The organism is Pseudoalteromonas sp. NZS71_1 (assembly GCF_015864305.1).
GTDB classification, from domain to species: domain Bacteria; phylum Pseudomonadota; class Gammaproteobacteria; order Enterobacterales; family Alteromonadaceae; genus Pseudoalteromonas; species Pseudoalteromonas arctica.
Genome location: NZ_JADYXM010000020.1, coordinates 1 through 17,521, shown reverse-complemented (window position 1 = coordinate 17,521; position 17,521 = coordinate 1). Strand labels below are relative to the sequence as shown.

21 protein-coding genes and 1 pseudogene are annotated in these 17,521 nt (G+C 39.8%); 15 read left to right on the top strand and 7 right to left on the bottom strand.

The genetic code is table 11. The features are described from left to right. The first annotated feature begins 24 nt into the window (after window positions 1-24). The 7 genes from pepQ to I6F43_RS18960 all read left to right on the top strand — a co-directional run bounded on the left by pepQ (window position 25) and on the right by I6F43_RS18960 (window position 5,625). Complete coding sequence (gene pepQ / locus I6F43_RS18990) at window positions 25-1,347, top strand: Xaa-Pro dipeptidase (protein ID WP_197103594.1); 1,323 nt, start codon at window positions 25-27, stop codon at window positions 1,345-1,347. An 88-nt stretch (window positions 1,348-1,435) separates the two neighbouring features. Then, window positions 1,436-2,050, top strand: coding sequence for a YigZ family protein (locus I6F43_RS18985; protein WP_008171987.1), 615 nt, complete (start codon window positions 1,436-1,438; stop codon window positions 2,048-2,050). A gap of 96 nt (window positions 2,051-2,146) precedes the next feature. Further along, on the top strand, window positions 2,147-3,598 hold the full coding sequence (locus I6F43_RS18980; RefSeq protein WP_007584186.1) for a TrkH family potassium uptake protein: 1,452 nt from the start codon (window positions 2,147-2,149) through the stop codon (window positions 3,596-3,598). A gap of 44 nt (window positions 3,599-3,642) precedes the next feature. Further along, window positions 3,643-4,302, top strand: a complete 660-nt coding sequence (locus I6F43_RS18975; RefSeq protein ID WP_165729282.1) for a flagellar brake domain-containing protein — start codon at window positions 3,643-3,645, stop codon at window positions 4,300-4,302. A gap of 465 nt (window positions 4,303-4,767) precedes the next feature. Continuing rightward, entirely contained in the window at window positions 4,768-4,980 is a 213-nt protein-coding gene (locus I6F43_RS18970; RefSeq protein ID WP_004335175.1) for an EF-hand domain-containing protein, read from the top strand. Window positions 4,981-5,119: 139 nt separating this feature from the next. Beyond that, on the top strand, window positions 5,120-5,332 hold the full coding sequence (locus I6F43_RS18965; protein WP_004335174.1) for a calmodulin: 213 nt from the start codon (window positions 5,120-5,122) through the stop codon (window positions 5,330-5,332). Between the two features lie 77 nt (window positions 5,333-5,409). Further along, on the top strand, window positions 5,410-5,625 hold the full coding sequence (locus tag I6F43_RS18960; RefSeq protein WP_007584177.1) for an EF-hand domain-containing protein: 216 nt from the start codon (window positions 5,410-5,412) through the stop codon (window positions 5,623-5,625). Between the two features lie 81 nt (window positions 5,626-5,706). On the opposite strand, the gene trkA is transcribed toward I6F43_RS18960, so the two are convergent. The 4 genes from trkA to def form a co-directional block, all read right to left on the bottom strand. Continuing rightward, on the bottom strand, window positions 5,707-7,083 hold the full coding sequence (gene trkA / locus I6F43_RS18955) for a Trk system potassium transporter TrkA (protein WP_004335170.1): 1,377 nt from the start codon (window positions 7,081-7,083) through the stop codon (window positions 5,707-5,709). An 86-nt stretch (window positions 7,084-7,169) separates the two neighbouring features. Then, window positions 7,170-8,465 (bottom strand): 16S rRNA (cytosine(967)-C(5))-methyltransferase RsmB, encoded by a 1,296-nt coding sequence (gene rsmB, locus I6F43_RS18950; RefSeq protein WP_165726806.1) that lies wholly within the window; start codon window positions 8,463-8,465, stop codon window positions 7,170-7,172. Next, on the bottom strand, window positions 8,458-9,411 hold the full coding sequence (fmt, locus tag I6F43_RS18945; RefSeq protein ID WP_197103592.1) for a methionyl-tRNA formyltransferase: 954 nt from the start codon (window positions 9,409-9,411) through the stop codon (window positions 8,458-8,460). Before fmt ends, rsmB begins: the two co-directional genes overlap by 8 nt. Before the next feature lie 24 nt (window positions 9,412-9,435). Then, a complete protein-coding gene (gene def, locus I6F43_RS18940; protein WP_007584168.1) occupies window positions 9,436-9,939 on the bottom strand; it encodes a peptide deformylase in 504 nt (167 codons plus the stop codon). Between the two features lie 118 nt (window positions 9,940-10,057). On the opposite strand from def, the gene I6F43_RS18935 reads away from it, so the two are divergent. The 6 genes from I6F43_RS18935 to hemF all read left to right on the top strand — a co-directional run bounded on the left by I6F43_RS18935 (window position 10,058) and on the right by hemF (window position 15,005). Beyond that, window positions 10,058-11,176 (top strand): LysM peptidoglycan-binding domain-containing protein, encoded by a 1,119-nt coding sequence (locus tag I6F43_RS18935; RefSeq protein ID WP_197103590.1) that lies wholly within the window; start codon window positions 10,058-10,060, stop codon window positions 11,174-11,176. A gap of 31 nt (window positions 11,177-11,207) precedes the next feature. After that, a complete protein-coding gene (gene dprA / locus I6F43_RS18930; protein ID WP_024591289.1) occupies window positions 11,208-12,299 on the top strand; it encodes a DNA-processing protein DprA in 1,092 nt (363 codons plus the stop codon). A gap of 1 nt (window position 12,300) precedes the next feature. Continuing rightward, a complete protein-coding gene (locus tag I6F43_RS18925; RefSeq protein WP_010555161.1) occupies window positions 12,301-12,774 on the top strand; it encodes a DUF494 family protein in 474 nt (157 codons plus the stop codon). A 114-nt stretch (window positions 12,775-12,888) separates the two neighbouring features. Beyond that, a complete protein-coding gene (locus I6F43_RS18920; RefSeq protein ID WP_101216780.1) occupies window positions 12,889-13,464 on the top strand; it encodes a DNA topoisomerase family protein in 576 nt (191 codons plus the stop codon). Between the two features lie 25 nt (window positions 13,465-13,489). After that, window positions 13,490-14,053, top strand: coding sequence for an L-threonylcarbamoyladenylate synthase (locus I6F43_RS18915; RefSeq protein WP_197103588.1), 564 nt, complete (start codon window positions 13,490-13,492; stop codon window positions 14,051-14,053). A 1-nt stretch (window position 14,054) separates the two neighbouring features. Next, on the top strand, window positions 14,055-15,005 hold the full coding sequence (hemF, locus tag I6F43_RS18910; protein WP_197103586.1) for an oxygen-dependent coproporphyrinogen oxidase: 951 nt from the start codon (window positions 14,055-14,057) through the stop codon (window positions 15,003-15,005). A gap of 63 nt (window positions 15,006-15,068) precedes the next feature. Here hemF and I6F43_RS18905 read toward each other — a convergent pair whose 3' ends face one another. Further along, window positions 15,069-15,506 carry a group II truncated hemoglobin gene (locus I6F43_RS18905; RefSeq protein WP_024609094.1) on the bottom strand — a complete coding sequence of 146 codons (438 nt, stop codon included), beginning with the start codon at window positions 15,504-15,506 and terminating at the stop codon, window positions 15,069-15,071. 53 nt (window positions 15,507-15,559) lie between these two features. Here I6F43_RS18905 and aroE point away from each other — a divergent pair, with 53 nt between their 5' ends. Then, window positions 15,560-16,384, top strand: coding sequence for a shikimate dehydrogenase (gene aroE, locus I6F43_RS18900; RefSeq protein WP_197103584.1), 825 nt, complete (start codon window positions 15,560-15,562; stop codon window positions 16,382-16,384). Next, window positions 16,381-16,635 (top strand): DUF1488 family protein, encoded by a 255-nt coding sequence (locus tag I6F43_RS18895; protein WP_007377622.1) that lies wholly within the window; start codon window positions 16,381-16,383, stop codon window positions 16,633-16,635. Before aroE ends, I6F43_RS18895 begins: the two co-directional genes overlap by 4 nt. Here I6F43_RS18895 and I6F43_RS18890 read toward each other — a convergent pair. Next, entirely contained in the window at window positions 16,627-17,172 is a 546-nt protein-coding gene (locus tag I6F43_RS18890; protein WP_007377621.1) for a gamma carbonic anhydrase family protein, read from the bottom strand. The two genes, I6F43_RS18895 and I6F43_RS18890, sit on opposite strands and share 9 nt — an antisense overlap. A 140-nt stretch (window positions 17,173-17,312) precedes the next feature. Then, window positions 17,313-17,521, bottom strand: a pseudogene (locus I6F43_RS20195) (hypothetical protein); the annotation flags it as partial.

Sequence of the window (17,521 nt, the reverse complement as noted above, 5' to 3'; positions counted from 1 at the left end):
TTAAATTTAACAGATGGATTAACAATGGATAAATTAGCCGTTTTATACGCCGAACATATTGCAACACTGCAACAGCGTACTCGTACAATTTGTAATAGCGAAGGGTTAGAAGGATTAGTAATTCATTCAGGCCAAGCTAAGCGCCAGTTTTTAGATGATATGTATTATCCATTTAAAGTTAATCCACAGTTTAAAGCGTGGTTACCGGTTATTGATAATCCTCATTGCTGGATTGTGGTAAATGGCAGCGACAAACCAAAACTCATATTTTATCGCCCGGTAGATTTTTGGCATAAAGTACCAGACGAGCCTCGTGACTTTTGGGCTGAGTACTTTGATATAGAGCTATTACTTCAGCCTGATCAAGTTGAAAAGTTATTACCATACGACAAAGCTAAATACGCTTACATGGGCGAATACATTGAAGTAGCGCAAGCACTTGGTTTTAGTATTATGAACCCTGAGCCTGTACTTAACTATTTTCATTACCACCGCGCTTATAAAACGCAGTACGAACTTGAATGTTTACGCAACGCTAACCGCATTGCAGTAGATGGGCATAAAGCTGCTCGCGACACATTCTTCAATGGTGGTAGCGAGTTCGACATTCAGCAAGCGTACTTAATGGCAACACGTCAAAGCGAAAATGAAATGCCATATGGCAATATTGTTGCGCTTAACGAAAACTGCGCTATTTTGCACTACACGCACTTTGATCCACAAGCGCCACACACTCATAACTCATTTTTAATTGATGCTGGTGCAAACTTTAATGGTTATGCTGCTGATATTACTCGTACGTATGATTTTAAAAAGCAGGGTGAGTTTGCTGAGCTTGTACAAGCGATGACAGTTCAACAAATCGAGTTAGGTAAAGGTTTAAAGCCGGGTATGCTTTATGGTGATTTACATGTTGAGTGCCATAACCGTATTGCACAAATACTCAGTGACTTTAAAATTGTTAACCTACCCGCTGAGGAAATTGTTGAGCGTAAAATTACCTCTACTTTCTTCCCACATGGGCTAGGGCATCATCTTGGTTTACAAGTACACGATATGGGCGGTTTTATGAGTGACGAAAAGGGCACACATCAACCATCGCCTGAAGGGCATCCGTTCTTGCGTTGTACTCGCCTGATCGAAAAAAACCAAGTGTTTACTATTGAGCCAGGTTTATACTTTATTGATTCACTGCTAGGTGATTTAGCGCAAACCGATAATAAACAATTTATTAATTGGGAAAAGGTTGAGTCATTTAAACCATTTGGCGGTATTCGTATTGAAGATAACATTATTGTTCACGAAGATAGCTTAGAGAATATGACACGAGATTTAGCGCTCGATTAATTCTAGTTAACACTAATTAGTTTATACACGTTAAAATACGTACATTATTTAAAGGGGCCTTTTGGCCCCCTTTTTACAAGTTTAAAATATGTCTGAATATAAATATCCCGCTACTGACGTTTTTCATCAAGAAGAAATTAAAAAAAGTACGTTTATAGTTCACATTGCACATACCCCCGATTTAAATTCAGCTAAAGCATTTATTAAAAGCATTGAAGAAAAGTATAGCGATGCGCGTCATAACTGCTGGGCACATGTGGCAGGCAACCCCGGTGGCAGCCATGTTTATGGTTTTTCGGACGATGGTGAACCAAATGGCACTGCAGGAAAACCTATGTTAAATGTGCTGGTGGGTTCTGGCCTTGGCGAAATCACAGCTGTAGTCACACGTTACTTTGGCGGCATAAAATTAGGCACGGGCGGGTTAGTACGTGCTTATGGTGGCTCATTAAATAATGCATTAGTAAAATTGCAAACGGTACTTAAAGTTCCCAGTGTTGAAATTACTGGGAGTAGTGAGTACAGCATGCAAGGTGCGATTGAGCAGTTATTAAAAACAAAGTATCAAGTGCTTAATATTGATAAGCAATTTACTGCTAATATTGAATGGGTGATTACAATAGATAGCCGCGAAGCTCAGCAAGCAATCAAAGATATTTTTGATTTAAGTCACGGCGCAGTTGAGTTAACTATTAAAGAGTAATAACCTACACAAATTGCATGTAATGCATACTGACCCTATTTAATTTGGTTGATACTACTCAGCCTGAATTTACTAATAATAAAAGCGACAAGCTAAATGCAATTTCGTACCATCATAAAAATTCTTGGCCAACTTGTTGCGCTGTTTAGTATTACCATGGTGCCTCCGGCACTGGTGTCTTTAATATATAAAGACGGTGGTGGTGTTCCTTTTGTTTTAGCATTTATCTTTAGTGTTGTTATTGGCATGATGGCTTATTACCCAAACCGCCATGAAAACGGTGACTTAAAAGCACGTGAAGGCTTTTTAATTGTTGTTTTGTTTTGGCTGGTACTTGGGGCGTTTGCGTCCTTGCCGCTTATATTTTTACAAGAACCTAATTTATCGCTCGCCGATGCGGTGTTTGAAGCATTCTCTGGCTTAACAACCACCGGCGCTACAGTACTTACCGGTATTGAGTACTTACCTAAGTCGGTGTTGTTTTATCGCCAGCAACTCCAGTGGTTTGGCGGTATGGGTATAATCGTACTCGCTGTCGCTATACTCCCCATGCTAGGTGTTGGTGGTATGCAGTTATATCGCGCTGAAATACCTGGGCCTGTAAAAGATTCCAAAATGACCCCGCGAATTGCCGATACAGCAAAGCACCTTTGGTATATTTATGTGTCACTGACTATTGCTTGTATGCTGGCTTATTGGGCAGCCGGGATGGAGTGGTTTGATGCGATATGTCATGCATTCTCAACGGTCGCGATAGGTGGTTTTTCTACTTACGATGCTTCTATGGGCCACTTTGACAGCCCTGTAATTAACTTTATTTGTGTGTTCTTTTTAATTATTGCCGCTGTTAACTTCTCCCTGCATTACGCCGCAGTGGCCAGTCGTAACATACAAGTTTATATTCGAGACCCTGAGTTTAAGGTGTTTTTGTGTATTCAATTAGCGCTGGTGGTTATTTGTTTTACCGTACTTTCCTCTAATGAAATATTTGCTAATGGCGATGAAACCCTCGATCAGGCATTATTTCAAGCTGTTTCTATGAGTACAACAGCAGGCTTTGCTACTGATAACTTTTCAACATGGCCTTTGTTTTTACCTATTTTACTTATATTTTCGAGCTTTATTGGTGGTTGTGCAGGCTCTACCGGTGGTGGTATGAAAGTAGTGCGCGTGTTCTTACTTTACTTGCAGGGTGTGCGTGAGCTTAATCGTTTGGTGCACCCACGGGCTATATATTCAATCAAGCTGGGTCGAAAGGCGTTGCCAGACAAAGTAGTAGAAGCCGTGTGGGGATTTTTCTCTGCATATGCGTTGGTGTTTATTATTATTATGTTAGCGCTTATGGGCACGGGTATGGATAACATAACTGCGTTCTCAGCCACTGCGGCTTGTTTAAATAACTTAGGGCCTGGTTTAGGAGATGTAGCATCGCATTATGGCGCTATAACCGATGGTGCTAAATGGTTGCTTACCATTGCAATGGTGTTTGGTCGTTTAGAAATATTTACTTTATTAGTGTTATTTACGCCTACTTTTTGGCGTGGATAAACGAGCGGCTTAAGTTTTAAATTACGAACTATTGGGAAAGGGATATGCCAACAAATTTAGAAAAGCTAAAGCATATAAGTGTAGGCAGCTTAGTCGACCTAGAAATATTAACACCTACAAGCAGTAAGCGTGTTAAAACTGAATTAGTTGGTTTACTCGATAAACAGTTTATTATTTTAAATTATCCCAATGCAAAGCGTTTACCTGTGGCGAGTGACTATTTACGTGATGGCGTAATGGTTGTTGTAAGAGCGCTTATTGAAGGTAGTGGTGGGCAAGTTATTGCGTTTCGCCAGCAAATTATGTCGGTAGCCTCTCATCCCGCTAAACTCGTGTTTATAAACTTTCCAAAGCAAGTGCAGTTATTTGCGCTACGCTCACAAACACGCATACCTACCTTATTACCTGCAAAGCTAAAGCTAAGTGACGATAGGGTACTTGAAGGCCTTATTAAAGACATTTCACTCACTGGTGTAATGTTTGATATTAGAGGCGATCAGCAAGTTGAAAGTATTAAAGATATGCAATGCACTGTCGTACTTAATAGCAGTGATAAAGATTTTGAAGGTGAAATTTGCAGTGTTAAAGAGCATGCCGCAGGCGTGCACTGTGGAATTAAGCTACTAGCAAGCGAGGATGAAATGAAAGCCTTTATGAAAGAGCATTTTATAGACCCTTCTGCGCTTGAGCCTACCGTTGAATAAATAGGTTTTCGCTTATTTGCAACAAAAAGGCATTTTATGTCAGTATTTATAAAATGTTTTTTCTCTCTTTCATAATTAAAATTATTATTTAAATAAAACAATTGATTACGTATTGTTTTTTACAGCTTGTTTTTTGTTATTAAAGCTACCTCGTTAAAATTTATCTCAATTATTATTTTAAATCCCTCCTTTTAAAACCGTACATTTAAAAATGTATCTTTTTATATAAACATAACTATATGTTTTTAATGACTTTAATATCATCTCTTTAAAACGTGTTGCTAAAGGGCAACAATAACTATTCTAAAAACGCCTTCTTGTTGTACGTTTTATATTTAACTTATTGAAAATTAATAGCTTTTAAATGTTGGCATCTAAGTTGTAATAGCCTAAGTGTACTGAACGAAATCGTGATTTAAAGTGAAATACTTAATCGCACACACATAAATTTGAAGGATACATATTATGAAAAGCATTAATAAAACTTTAGCACTTATCGCTATTGCATCTTCTTCAGCCGCTTTTGCTGCAACAGATTTTGACACACTGGATGTAGACGGCAGTGGCACAATTAGCCAAGCAGAAGCATCAGTTGATGCAAAGCTAATGAGCATGTTTTCTGAGCTTGATACTGACCAAAATGGTGAGTTATCAAAAGAAGAATTTTCAGAAGCTTAATTAAAAAGTATTTATCCTGAGTTGCCAAAGACACCTAAGTAGGCAAGGGAGCTTACGAAAGAGGATAACAAGGAAGTGAAAAATTACGTTTTGAGTTAAACGAAGCAATTTTTTTGATAGAACATTGAAGGATTAAGTTATGAAACATTTAAATAAAGCATTAGCACTTATAGTACTAGCATCTTCTTCCGCTGCATTTGCAGCATCAGATTTTGACAGCCTTGATATCGATGGTAGCGGCACAATTAGCCCAAGCGAAGCGGCAGTCGATACAGATTTAATGGCTGAATTTATTGAGCTAGATACCGACGGTAGCGGCGAGCTTTCTAAAGAAGAATTCGCTAATTACTAATTAATCTTTTCAGATTAAACATTTTTCACAGTCAGGGATCTTTGAAAAGGACTTCCCATATTACTAGGAATATTATTATGAAAACATTAAATACAACACTTGCAGTTATCGTTTTAGCATCTTCATCAGCAGCATATGCCGCAGTAGATTTTGCCTCTTTTGATGCAGATGGTAACGGTGCTATTACAATGGAAGAAGCAAAGGTTAACCCTCAGCTTGTAAAGATTTTTGATGATTTGGATACTGATGGTAATGGTGAAATCTCTAAAGAAGAGTTTTCAAAAGTACAGTAATCAATATTTAAGCATACTCCATTAAAGCCGCCTTAGTCAGCGGCTTTTTTGTGTATTAAATTAACTAATTAGAGTAACTAGTTAAAGGAATATAGCACTTACTTGGAATAGTTTTTCTACAACGGTAATGTGTTTTTTGTCGATTAAAAACATGATGACATGATCGCCCGACATAATAATTGTATCATCGTGAGCTATCAACACATCGTCATTACGTACTATTGCCCCAATGGTTGTACCTGCAGGAAGTTTTATGTCGGCAATCGCGCGCCCAACAACTTTAGATGTGTTTTCATCACCATGAGCAACCGCTTCAATGGCTTCTGCTGCGCCTTTACGCAGTGAATACACGTTAACAATATCACCACGGCGTACGTGCGTTAATAACGCTGATATAGTTGCTTGTTGTGGCGATATGGCAATATCTATTTCGCCGCCTTGTACCAAATCAACGTAAGCTCCACGTTGAATAAGTACCATGGTTTTTTGTGCGCCCATACGTTTTGCAAGCATGGCCGACATAATGTTTGCTTCATCGTCGTTGGTTACGGCAATAAATACATCGACTTGTTCAATATGCTCTTCTGAGAGCAGTTCTTGATCAGATGCGTCACCACAAAAAACGACCGTGTTATCGAGCATTTCTGAGAGTTGCTCGGCACGTTCTTTACTGCGTTCAATTAGTTTAACGGTGTGGTTTTTTTCAAGTGAGCGGGCAAGACCTGCCCCAATGTTACCGCCACCAGCTATCATAATTTTTTTGTACGAACGCTCAAGTTTTTGTAGCTCGTTCATTACTGCGCGTATATGTTTTGTAGCGGCAATAAAGAATACTTCGTCATCGGCTTCAATAACGGTGGTACCCAATGGTTTTATTGCTTTACCTTGACGATAAATAGCGGCAACACGAGTTTCTACATTAGGAATATGTTCTTTAAGTGCAGATAACGCATAACCTACTAATAAACCCCCATAGTAAGCTTTTACGGCTACTAACGAGAGCATGCCATCAGCAAACTGCAATACTTGCAGAGCACCAGGGTAGTCAATTAGACGGCGAATATACTTAGTGACCAGTGCTTCGGGAGCAATGTAATGATCGATTGGTAAATCATCGTTTTGAAATAGTTTTTCGCGGTATTTTAAATATTGCTCTGAGCGAATGCGGGCAATTTTAGTGGGCGTTTTAAAAATACTGTACGCCACTTGGCATGCAACCATGTTCACTTCATCTGAACTGGTTACCGCTATAATCATATCGGCATCTTCAGCGCCTGCACGGCGTAATACATCAGGGTGCGCGCTGTGGCCCATAACCCCTTGTAAGTCGTACTTATCTTGAAGTTCACGTAATCGGTTACCGTCTATATCAACAACGGTAATTTCGTTTTGTTCGCCAACTAAGTTTTCAGCAAGCGTAGCACCAACTTGCCCGGCACCGAGTATAATTATTTTCATTATTTACCCGTGGTATTGATCATAATTTAATTAAAAAAATAGCCATTTAATGTTTCATAAATGGCTAACTATTTAGTGTACGGCTATTAGGCTTTTTTAACTAGCTTAGCGTAATAAAATCCATCACTTTCACCGGGCAGTAACTGCAAACCTGGCGTTGTTACGGTATCATTTTCGTGTAGAGGTATATGTTCTACATCATCGTTATTAGCTAAAAACTTAGCAACTTGCTGTTGGTTTTCTTGTGGAAGAACCGAACACGTAGCATATACCAATGTGCCACCTGGTTTTAACAGTGGCCAAATGCTATCAAGAATATCGTTTTGTAACTTAGCTAAGTCTTCGATATCTGATGCGCGACGTAACCATTTTATATCAGGGTGACGGCGAATTACGCCAGTGGCTGAACAAGGCACATCAAGCAAAATACGATCAAATAATTTTTCGTCCCACCAAGTATGTGGTTGTGAGGCATCGCCACATTGTAGGTCTGCACCTAAGCCAATACGAGTTAAGTTTTGCTTAACGCGTTCAAGGCGAGTTGAGTCGCTATCAAGTGCAAGTACATCAGCATCAGCAAGCTCTAATATATGACACGTTTTTCCGCCAGGTGCTGCACAGGCATCTAAAATATAGTCATCTGCTTTAGGTTCTAAAAAGCGGGCTGCCAACTGTGCTGCAGCATCTTGTACTGAACATGCACCTGTATCAAACTCAGGCAACGAAAATACATCACGTGGTTTGGCAAGCTTAATCCCATCAATAAAGTCAGGGTTTAAGGTGTGTTCAATATCGTTAGCGCTAAGCATTTCGCTGTACTCTTGCGTGCTAAATTGTGCTTGATTTACACGAAGCCACATTGGTGCTTGTTGCTGGTTTTCTTCAAGTAGTGCTTCCCAGCTATCTGGGTAGGCTGTTTGCACCTGTTTAATAAACCAATTTGGATGGTTGTATAAACATACCGGAATAAGCTTCGCTTTTTCTTCAAGCTCTGCTTGTTGGCGCTGAAAACTACGTAAAATGGCGTTTATCAGCCCTTTTAATCCTAAAGCGCGCAGTTGAGCCAGTGCGTTTACAGTTTCTGAAATTGCAGCATGTGGTGGTACGCGCATATGCTGCAGTTGATAAATACCTACGTATAATAAAAACTGAAATATTCTACGTTTACCTTTTAATGGCTGCTCTACTAAGTGTTGGCAGTAATTTTCAAGGCTAGGTAAGTAGCGTAAAACGCCATAACAAATTTGCTGTAGCAACGCTTTATCTTTAGGCGGCAAGCCTTGGCTTGCAAATGGAAGTTCTTGATTAAGCGATGCGCCTTTATCAACTACGTTATATAAAGTTTCAGCGGCCAGCGCTCGTACGTTTGGAACATTACTCATTGTTTTCGCCTAATATTGTGCCAGGGGTAACCCAGTCACTACGACCATTTAAAAAGTCGTTAATTGCCATTGGTTTTTTACCTTGCGGCTGTAATTGCGTAATACATAAAGCGTGTTCGCCACACGCCACTACTACGCCATTTTTGTCGCTTGATAAAATTTGCCCAGGATCACCTGATTGCAGCACAACCTGCGCTTGATAAATCTTTACTGTTTGCCCACCCATTTGGGTAAAGCACACTGGCCATGGATTAAAAGAGCGAATGTTTCGCTCAATTTGCAGTGCACTCATTGACCAATCGATATTAGCTTCCTCTTTAGAAAGCTTTTTAGCGTAGTTAGCAAGTTCATCATTTTGAGGTTCAGGGGTGATCTCGCCATTAGCTAATTTATTAATGGTTTCAATTAACGCGTCTGGACCTAGCTCAGCAAGCTTTGTATATAAACTAGCGCTAGTTTCTGTCGTGCTAATAGGGCAGCGACTTATATGTAACATATCGCCGGTATCTAGCCCTTCATCCATTTGCATTATTGTTACGCCGGTTTGCTCATCACCTGCCCAAATTGAGCGTTGAATAGGTGCAGCGCCGCGCCAGCGCGGTAATATAGAGCCATGCACATTTAAACAACCCAAACGTGGGGCTTCTAATATAGCTTTAGGTAAAATTAAGCCATACGCTACAACAATCATAATGTCGGCATTTAAGCTTGTTAGCTCTGCTAGTGCTTCATCATTTTTTAATGACTGTGGCTGAAAAACCGGTAAGTTGTGCTCAAGCGCTAGCGCTTTCACTTCACTGGCTTTTAATTTTTTACCACGACCTGCAGGGCGATCTGGCTGGCTATATACACCCACTATTTGGTGTTCGCTTTGTATCAGCGCTTGTAAATGACGTGCTGCAAAGTCCGGCGTACCGGCAAATATAATGCGTAATGGTTGAGTCACTGAGTTTTCCTAAGGTACTTATTACTAATCTGCAAATTTAGCTTCTTTTTCAAGCTTTTTACGAATACGTTGGCGCTTTAATGGAGATAAGTAGTCAATGAACAGCTTACCTTGAAGGTGATCTAGTTCGTGTTGAATACAAATAGCCAGTAATTCATCTGCATCTAGTACAAACTCTTCACCGTTTTCGTTAAGTGCAGCGACTGTTACTGTTTCAGCGCGGTCTACTTTTGCATACGAGTTAGGTACTGATAAACAGCCTTCTTCGCTAACGGTAGAGCCGTCTTTTTTAATGATTTGTGGATTAATTAATACCAGTGGCTCGTCGCGCTCTTCTGATACATCAATAACAACGATTCGTTGATGAATATCTACTTGCGTGGCCGCAAGTCCAATGCCATTTTCATCGTACATTGTCTCTAGCATGTCTTTTACAATTTGGCGTACTGTGTCGTCAACTTGTGCAACATCTTTTGCTATAGTACGTAAACGTTCATCTGGAAATCTTAAAACTTCTAACCTAGCCATAGTTACCTTTTTCACTTGTGCTTAATTTAGGGTATTGTATGCTCTTATTTTAGCCATTCGCGTTCACCTTTAACAGGTTTTGGGCAATAATAATGAAAAAACAATACAAGGAAGCTCAATGAAATCTCCATTACTTGCAATCATGCTTACGTTAAGTGCTGCGTTTCCCGTAGTTGCTGACGTGCTTAAAATAAAAAAAGATGCACCAAAACAGTATGTTGTAAAAAAAGGCGATACACTTTGGGATATTTCTGGCATCTATTTAGATGAGCCTTGGCTATGGCCTGAACTTTGGCAAATGAATCCACAAATTGACAACCCGCACCTAATTTACCCCGGTGATGCATTAGCGCTGATATACGATGCAGATGGAAACCCACGTTTAGTGATTAATAAAGGATATAGAAAGCTATCTCCTCAGGGTCGTATTACACCAAAAGGGCGTAATGCTATTACTACTTTGCCGCTTGAAATGATCAAACCTTATATCAGTTACGAGCAAGCAATGAACAGTGACGATATTAAAGGCAAACCTTATATTTTAGGTGCTAACGAAAATACTAAAACACAAACGTTAGGCCATATTTTATATGTTAAAGGCGACTTACAAGTACATAAAGCATATGCCATTTACCATAAAGGTGACCCTTACACCGATTTAACCGGTGAAGTGTTAGCAACGCGTGCATCTTACGTTGGTATCGCACGTGCGTTTAGAGCGGGTGATGAACACAATGGTGTGCCTTCGTCATTACGTGTTGAATCTGTTAAACGAGAAATTCAGCAAGGCGATTTTTTAATGCCGGCAATGGAAGGTCAAATGCTTCCTGCGTACTTTAATATTCACCGTCCTTCTGAGCCCGTAACAGGGAATATTATTGCTTCCCCACGACAAGTTAGAGAATTCAGCACAATGGATGTTGTAGTGCTAAACTTAGGCAGTGAACAAAACATAGAAGCGGGTCATGTATTAGATCTAGAACGTCAATCGCCAACGGTTATTGATGGTCCTCGTGGCCCTCGTTATCCAGAAGATTCTAGTAAATACGAGAAGCTTTTATCTGATGTGAGCCAATTATTTGGTGGTGAGTCTGACGAAGAGAGCACAACGTGGACTATGCCTAAAGAAAAAGTTGGCGAGCTAATTGTCTTTAAAGTGTATGACAAAATAAGTTATGCATTAATAACTAAAAACCAGCACCCAATTCGCATTGGAGATATTGCAGTTATTCATTAAGAAGTAGCGAGTCGGTGCTCTAGGAGAGAGCATGGATCAGTCATCTGGCAAGCTAGCCCACTGGCTTGCCTTTTATATGTGTAAAGGGTTGGGTATCAAAACCCTTTTAGCACTATCTACAAACTATTCCCTTGGGTCGTTATTCGACTTATCTCATGACAAGCTTTTACAGCTTGGATTAACCGCTAATCAAGCGAGTAATTTACTCAACACCAATTGGCAACAAGTCAGCCATTATGAGCAACTAATTGCGCAGCAGGGCATTACCGTTGTCTGTATTTTTGATGCGCTTTATCCAGAAGATCTCCGACAGATTGCCAGTGCACCTTTATTACTATTTTGTAGGGGAGATGTCTCGTTATTATCTACTCCACAAATTGCAATTGTAGGGAGTCGTAATGCCACACCTACCGGGCTTGAAATAGCATCAGAATTTGCATACGAGTTAACTTTAGCGGGTATTACAGTTACCTCAGGTATGGCACGGGGAATAGATGGAGCAGCACATAAGGGCTCTCTTGCTGGTACGGGTAAAACCATAGCGGTGCTTGGTACTGGGGTTGATATTTACTATCCTAAACGCCATAAACTATTAACAGACCAAGTTTTAGAAAGCGGTCTGTTGGTGAGTGAGTTTTTACCAGGGGCAGCTGCTCATGCGCATAACTTTCCGCGCCGAAATCGTATTATTTCCGGGTTATCGTTGGGAGTGCTTATTGTTGAGGCTGAAATTAAAAGTGGTTCGTTAATTACAGTACGCTACGCGCTTGAACAAAATAAAGAGGTATTTGCAGTACCGGGTTCTATTAAAAATCCGTTAGCGCAGGCAAGTCACTTTTTAATAAAGCAAGGTGCTAAGCTGGTAGAAAACGTGGCTGACATTCTTGATGAGGTGAGTTTTACTTACGACAATAATGTATGTAACAAAGAGCAGCCTATTCAGGCAAATTCTCAATGCGAGGTTTTAAATAGTATTGGCTTTGAAGTCACCAGCGTAGACGACATTGTGCGTCGTGCGCAGTGGCCAATAGACAAAGTGCTCGCTAGGTTGCTCGATTTAGAATTAGACGATCAGATTGAGCGAGTGTTAGATGGTTATATTAAGTTGAGCGCAGGAAGGTAATATGTTTGATATTCTTTTATATCTTTTTGAAAATTACATTCATAGCGAAGCGGATATATTTGCAGAGCAAAATGAATTAACCGATGAGCTATTGCGCGCGGGCTTTAATAAGCCTGAGATATTTAAAGCACTCGATTGGTTAGAGCAACTCGCCGATTTACAACACAGTGACGAGTCTCCTTATCTTATTACTAACCCTAAAGATGCTGTGCGTATATTTACCGATAGTGAATGCCAAAGGCTCAGTGCTGAGTGTCGTGGCTTTTTAATGTTTATTGAGCAAATAGGCGTAATTAACAATGTAACTCGTGAGATGGTAATGGACTGTTTAGCCTCACTAGATAAACCAACCATAAGCCTAGAAGATTTAAAATGGATTGTACTTATGATTTTGTTTAATGTTCCTGGCTCTGAAGAGGCATATGAGCAAATGGAAGATTTGATTTTTGATGAACCCAGCGAACTTCTTCATTAGAGATAATTATCTTAATTGTACTCAAATTACTTAAACGGATAAGCACGGCATTGCTTGTATCTTTAAGTGGTTTGGGTATATTAGGCGAAAATTCACCAACCTATTAGGATCACCATGAGTAAAATCGACCATTCGCTTTTCTCGGCGAACAAGCACGCCCTCGAAAAAGAATACGAGATATGCCCACAGTGTGGTTCAGAGTTAGTGATCCGCAATAGTAAATCAGGCCCTTTTTTAGGATGCGCAAGTTATCCCAAATGCGACTTTATTAGGCCGTTGGCACATCACGATAGTAATGAAATTAAAGTTCTTGAAGATTCAGCATGCCCGCAGTGCAGCAAACCGCTGGTGGTTAAAAATGGCCGCTACGGTATGTTTATTGGGTGTACGGGATATCCGCAGTGCCATTACATTGCTAACGAAAATGAAGAAAAACAAAGCGAAGACACTTTGCCAAGTTGCCCTAAATGCAAAAAAGGTCATTTAGTCGCGCGCAGTAATAAATTTGGTAAAGTATTTTATTCTTGTGATTGCTATCCAAGTTGTAAATACACACTTAATAATAAACCGGTTGAACACCCGTGTCCTGAATGTAACTGGCCTATCGTCATAGAGAGAAATATGGCAAACGGCACATTATTGCAATGCCCACAAAAAAGCTGCATGCATAAGCTCACCCCAACTGAATAACGTTTAATTATATCTGGAGACTACTTTGTCAGACCTTTCAAATACGCCCACTGCAATAACATGCTTAACGCAAGGCGAAGTTATTTTATACCCAACAGAAGCTGTATATGGTTTAGGTTGTGATCCAGATAATCAACAAGCCGTTGAGGCACTATTAGCTATTAAGCAGCGCCCGGTTGAAAAAGGACTTATTTTAATTGCTGATAACTACGGACAATTATTAAAATACGTAGATGATGCAAAAATACCAATGGATAAACGAGCTGATATTTTTTCGAGTTGGCCTGCTGCAATTACATGGGTTATGCCTGCATCTAAAAATACGCCTAAATGGCTCACAGGGCAGTTTGATACCATTGCGGTGAGAGTAACAAACCATCCTACAGTAAAACGTTTGTGCCAAGAGTTTGGTAAGCCACTAGTATCAACTAGTGCAAACTTAACCGGTCAAGAAACGGTAATTAGTATTGAGCAAGCTAAAGAGCAATTTGCAGAACAAGTTGGCTTTTACGTTGATGAGGCGTTAGGTGGTAATACTCAACCAAGCACAATAAAAGATGCCATGACTGGAAAAATATTTAGAGGTTAATATGCAAAGCGAATTATTAGATCAAGTAAAAGCATACTTTATGGCTTTGCAAGACACTATTTGCAAAGGTTTGGAGGCTGCAGATGGCAGTGCTAAATTTATAGAGGATAACTGGCAGCGAGCAGAAGGCGGTGGTGGTCGTACACGTGTAACCACAAATGGCGCTGTAATAGAGCAAGGCGGAGTTAATTACTCTCATGTATTTGGCGCTTCAATGCCAGGCTCGGCAACGGCACATAGACCAGAGCTTGCAGGGCGCAGCTTTCACGCATGTGGTGTGTCGTTAGTTATTCACCCTAAAAACCCTCATGTACCAACAAGTCATGCCAATGTGCGCTTTTTTATAGCCGAAAAAGAAGGCGAAGAGCCAATATGGTGGTTTGGTGGCGGATTTGATCTCACTCCTTTTTATCCAGTATTAGAAGACGTACAGCATTGGCATCAAGTTGCTCACGACATTTGTGCGCCATTTGGTAGTGAAGTTTATCCAAAATATAAAACATGGTGCGACGAGTACTTTTATTTAAAGCACAGAGATGAGACTCGCGGAGTAGGCGGTTTGTTTTTTGACGATTTAAACGAACTTGGTTTTGAGCAAAGCTTTGCGTTTATGCAATCGGTGGGTAATGGCTTTTTAGATGCTTATTTACCTATTATTGAACGTCGTAAAAATGACGAATACACAGAGCAACAACGTGATTTTCAGCTTTATCGTCGCGGACGTTATGTCGAGTTTAATTTAGTATGGGATAGAGGCACTTTATTTGGATTACAAAGTGGCGGGCGCACTGAGTCTATATTAATGTCTATGCCACCACTTGCACGCTGGGAATATAACTATAAACCAGAGCCAAGTAGCCCAGAAGCTAACCTATATCAGTATTACTTACTCCCGCAAGAGTGGCTAACTAGTCAACCAAGTGAGTTGATAGCCAGAGAATGGCAATTATAACAATTACACAGTAATCAAAAAGGCGCTAATTAGCGCCTTTTTACATTGTAGCTAAATACAAATTTAATGCTGATTGATCATATGCGTTGCTAGTTGAGAGAATGATTGCTTTAAGCCTTCACGTAACAACGGATTGTCTATTTCTATATCCAGCGTTTTATTCATGCAGTGCATCCACTGATCGCGCAATGCTTTATCTACAGTAAAAGGCATATGCCTTTTACGTAGCATTGGCTGGCCATGTTTTTCAGTAAATAGGTTTGGCCCGCCTAACCAACCAGATAAAAATTCAAAAAATACTTGGCGAATTCGATCTAATGGCAGAGGATGCATATCATATAACGGTTTAGCGTATTCATCTGACTCCATTATGTCGTAGAATCGATTGGAGATAGCACGCGCCCCTTTCTCTCCACCTATTATTTCATACGGTGTTTTTTCAGGAGTAGGAGCCTGTTGCTCGGGAGCTGGCTTAGATTTAGAAAAAAGTCGTTTAATCATATTACTTATCATCGTTAATAGGCAGTATATAGCTGCAAAGAGGTTGCTTTAAAATGGACAAATATGCGGTTTTTGGAAATCCAATTAAACATTCAAAATCCCCCGCGATACATAAACAATTTGCTGTATCACTGGGTGAGCAAATCGACTATCGCGCAATATTAGCACCTATCGATAACTTTGAAAAAACAGTATTGTCTTTTTTTGAGCAAGGTGGTGTTGGTGCTAACGTTACGATGCCATTTAAAGAGCAAGCCTATGCAATGGCTGATGAGCTTACGCCATTAGCTAAAATTGTAGGGGCTGTTAATACATTAAAAAAACGAGATGATGACACATTACTCGGTGATAACACCGATGGTGTGGGCTTTGTAAATGATTTACTTGCTAATAAAGTAGCCATAACTGATAAACGTATTTTAATTATAGGTGCGGGCGGTGCTGCTCGAGGGGTTATTTTACCTTTGTTAGAGCATAACCCTCAGGAAATAATAATAGTTAATCGCACAGCACAAAAAGCCAAAGAACTCGCAGAGCTGTTTACTCAATATGGACCAGTATCTGGCTTTGGCTTTGATGATTTACCAGTAAGCGATTACTCACTAATTATAAACTCTACCTCTAGCAGTATGAATAACGAACTTCCAGCTCTTGATGAAAAACACATAACTAACTGTGAAGTCGCTTATGACATGTTTTATTCACTGCAAAATACCATTTTTATGAATTGGATTGCACAGCATAATATTAACGCTAAGCTTTTAGATGGCAGCGGTATGTTAGTTGGTCAAGCTGCTCAAGCATATTATGTATGGCGTAATAAAATGCCAGAAATACTTCCCGTAGTGGATGCGCTCAAACAAGGAACGCTTAAATGAATCAGGCAATACAGTTTATAGATAGGCTCGAATTTAGAGAGCCCGATCATCAGCTAGTTTTTTTTGCACAAGTTAGTGGCATGCTGGTGGAATGCATAATAGAAGTAAATACACTTAAATTAACAGACGAAAGTCACGCAACAGAATATTTTGAACAGTATCGTTTTGATTATGAAGAACGTGCCGAGGAGCTTATCGAAGAAGAAAGCTATAACTCGGCAGGCCAAATTGAAGTAAGTTTATTAACTTAAGTTAGCTATTTCAGCTAAGTATTCATCTTTAAGTGACACATAGTTATCGGCAGATATTTTTAAAAAGGCAAGTTCTTGCTCTGTAAGAGGGCGGGCTTGCTTAGCCGGACTTCCTACATATAAGTAACCAGACTCTAAACGTTTGTTTGGTGGTACTAAAGAGCCGCCACCTATAATTACATCGTCTTCAACAACCACGTTATCCATAATAATAGCGCCCATACCTACTAGTATACGGTTTCCTAGTACACATCCGTGCAGCATTACCTTATGACCAACAGTTACATCGTCACCTATAATAAGTGGATAACCATCAGGGTTGCTTTTAGTTGCACGAGATAAATGCAATACACTGCCATCTTGTATATTGGAGCGCTTACCAATACGTATATAGTTAACATCACCACGTGCAGCTACTAACGGCCAAACACTACTATTATCACCTAAAGTAATATCACCAACCAAAACTGAAGACTCATCAATATAAACAGACGAATTAAACGAAGGTGTTATACCTTTATAAGAACGGATTGCCATATTTAGTACCTTTTAGATAATAGTTATTAGCTTTGAGTGTATCAGCAAGGTGATTTTTGTACCATACAGTGCACTGTTTGGTTACAAAACTATCAGTTTCAGGGGGTTTAGTTCAGATACTGACCGAACAGCATCTTTTTTTACTTTTTCTTTAAAAAAGTGCTTGCGTAAAAATCTGTTCTCCCTATAATGCGACCCCACTGAGACGGGAAACGCTGAAGCATAGCAAGGCACGAACTACTCAGAGAGTTAAATAAAACTTCGGTTTTAAATCTTCCAAAAGAAAGTTTAAAACTAAGTGTTGACTCAAAAAATAAAGGGTGTATTATTCGCATCCCTTGAGACGCTA